Here is a 1,882-nt window from a genome sequence, read left to right as displayed (position 1 = left end):
CTATTTGGGTAGTTAAAGGGAGTGCGATCGCTATTTGGGTAGTTAAAGGGAGTGCGATCGCTGTATATGAAGATACTATTTCTATAAACTATTCCATTCTTCTAAAGTTATTTCCCGTTCTAAAATAACCTCTACTTCTCGAATCATCATTCGCAGTTGAGGTATAGAATACTCATCATTAGAAGGAATAGTGAGACGATTTTGAGAATAAACCATAAATTGGTGTCTTGTACCAGAAAAAGCACCCTCAAAACCTAACCTTCTTAACTTGCTAATAAAGTCTCGACGTTTACACGGTATCCAACGGCTCAAGAATCGGCTCCTGATTAAGATTAATATTATCAATTACTGGTAAGCTATGTCCAAGTTTTAAACCTAGTAAAATCCAATCTTCTAAAGTCGAGCGTAATTCATTTTGGCACTCACGTAAACTAGCACCAAAAGCAACAACACCTTGACAAACAGGAATTTTACCGAAAAATGTACCATCTTCCAACTTGTCATATATGGCTTGAGAAACTGCTCCCTCAACATAATCACTAAGAATAAATGCTGTAGTCATAAAGATAACTCAATTAACTGTTTTTGTGGTTCAACTTCTTCTTGCTGACTAGCAACTTCTAACCAACCTTGAACAGCATCTTTCAACATTTCTAATAAATGTTCGTAACTTTCACCCCAGGTATGACATCCTGGTAAAGCTGGTACAGAACCACACCATACACCGTCTTCTTCCCAAATAATTGCTTTTATTTTCATAGCCAATTCCTTGAACTAAGGACATTTTACCGCAGGGGGAGTCAGACGTACCAGTTTAATAAAGATGAATAATCGCTTTTGGGGAGTTGAAGGGATGCGATAGCGAAGCTGACCGAAGGTATCGCTCTTTCTCTGTGTTCTCTGTGTCTGGAGTGGTTCGTTAAAAAAAGGATGTTGGGAAGTTGGAGGGGGTGCGATAGCGAAGCGCTACTGCAAGAAGTTCGCTGTTGGGGAGTGAGGGAGTGCGATAGCGAAGCGCTCCGTAGGAATCGCTATAACATTTAAGCAGTAGCGAATGAAGTATATTTCCTTTCTTCAGGAGGATGAAAAGCTAAGACAATATCAAGATTAGAAATACCTAACTTCATTAATTCATTAGCTATTCCTTCCTCAGTCCAATCTTCTTCAATCCAAATTTTATCATTTTTAATTCTGATATTAACTTGGATATTATTTGTTCTTTTTTTGCCATCCCAACCCAAAAAACCCCAAATATAGTGATGATTATTATCATCAAAAATCAAACAACTTTCATCAGTTAAATTTGCCGCACCAGAAACCCAATTATGATATTCTGTGAGAACTTGTTTAATTGCTATTTGATATTGCTCTAGTTTATCCATTGTAATATCTCCTCCTTTTCGACATTAACTACAATCATCAAAATTTGATTTAATTCGACAATCTCTTTGATTGAATCTCTAGTAAAAAAGTTTTCGTATGTACTTTCTTTAATAGCCAAATAAATTATATATTCTGGTTCTGTGAGATTAATTAAATTACGATATAAAATATATTGCCCTAAAGCTAGTTCAAAATCTCTCATGGGAGAAGGACTAAGAAAACTCTTGATTTCAACAACTATTTTTCGTCCATTTTGTTCTGCTGCAATCGGTTTTTCTGCGGATAAATCGGCAAATAATTCAGCATCTTTATACTTAATTTTATACGGATCAGCCGTAATTGTCCAACCATCTTTAATTAAAGCGTTTTTAATAGCATCGTGATAAATATCTTTTGTTGGCATTGTTTTCTTGATAATATTTTAGCCCACATTCCGCACTTCAATTTGTAGTATACATACGAGTATCATAAGGAGAATCGCATATTCAATATTAATACG

The 1,882-nt window shown here is 35.5% G+C and carries 5 protein-coding genes; all 5 read right to left on the bottom strand.

The window, feature by feature from the left end:
* Positions 1 to 81 precede the first annotated feature (81 nt).
* Positions 82 to 312 (bottom strand): type II toxin-antitoxin system HicA family toxin, encoded by a 231-nt coding sequence (locus CUN59_RS21165; RefSeq protein WP_133164038.1) that lies wholly within the window; start codon positions 310 to 312, stop codon positions 82 to 84.
* On the bottom strand, positions 290 to 562 hold the full coding sequence (locus tag CUN59_RS16135) for a type II toxin-antitoxin system HicB family antitoxin (RefSeq protein WP_174782686.1): 273 nt from the start codon (positions 560 to 562) through the stop codon (positions 290 to 292). Before CUN59_RS16135 ends, CUN59_RS21165 begins: the two co-directional genes overlap by 23 nt.
* Positions 559 to 759 (bottom strand): type II toxin-antitoxin system HicB family antitoxin, encoded by a 201-nt coding sequence (locus tag CUN59_RS16130; protein ID WP_006278807.1) that lies wholly within the window; start codon positions 757 to 759, stop codon positions 559 to 561. The genes CUN59_RS16135 and CUN59_RS16130 overlap by 4 nt, the downstream gene beginning before the upstream one ends.
* Positions 760 to 1,040: 281 nt before the next feature.
* Positions 1,041 to 1,382, bottom strand: a complete 342-nt coding sequence (locus CUN59_RS16125) for a XisI protein (RefSeq protein ID WP_104388794.1) — start codon at positions 1,380 to 1,382, stop codon at positions 1,041 to 1,043.
* Positions 1,370 to 1,786 carry a XisH family protein gene (locus tag CUN59_RS16120; RefSeq protein ID WP_104388793.1) on the bottom strand — a complete coding sequence of 139 codons (417 nt, stop codon included), beginning with the start codon at positions 1,784 to 1,786 and terminating at the stop codon, positions 1,370 to 1,372. Before CUN59_RS16120 ends, CUN59_RS16125 begins: the two co-directional genes overlap by 13 nt.
* Positions 1,787 to 1,882: the final 96 nt, after the last annotated feature.

The sequence above is a fragment of the Cuspidothrix issatschenkoi CHARLIE-1 genome, assembly GCF_002934005.1.
Classification (GTDB): domain Bacteria; phylum Cyanobacteriota; class Cyanobacteriia; order Cyanobacteriales; family Nostocaceae; genus Cuspidothrix; species Cuspidothrix issatschenkoi.
This window is presented reverse-complemented; position numbering and strand designations above follow the sequence as displayed.

What these genes read in the sequence shown, in the direction of transcription:
- CUN59_RS16130 (WP_006278807.1), bottom strand. Translation starts at nt 759, where the DNA reads ATGAAAATAAAAGCAATTATTTGGGAAGAAGACGGTGTATGGTGTGGT.
- CUN59_RS16125 (WP_104388794.1), bottom strand. Translation starts at nt 1,382, where the DNA reads ATGGATAAACTAGAGCAATATCAAATAGCAATTAAACAAGTTCTCACA.
- CUN59_RS16120 (WP_104388793.1), bottom strand. Translation starts at nt 1,786, where the DNA reads ATGCCAACAAAAGATATTTATCACGATGCTATTAAAAACGCTTTAATT.
- CUN59_RS16135 (WP_174782686.1), bottom strand. Translation starts at nt 562, where the DNA reads ATGACTACAGCATTTATTCTTAGTGATTATGTTGAGGGAGCAGTTTCT.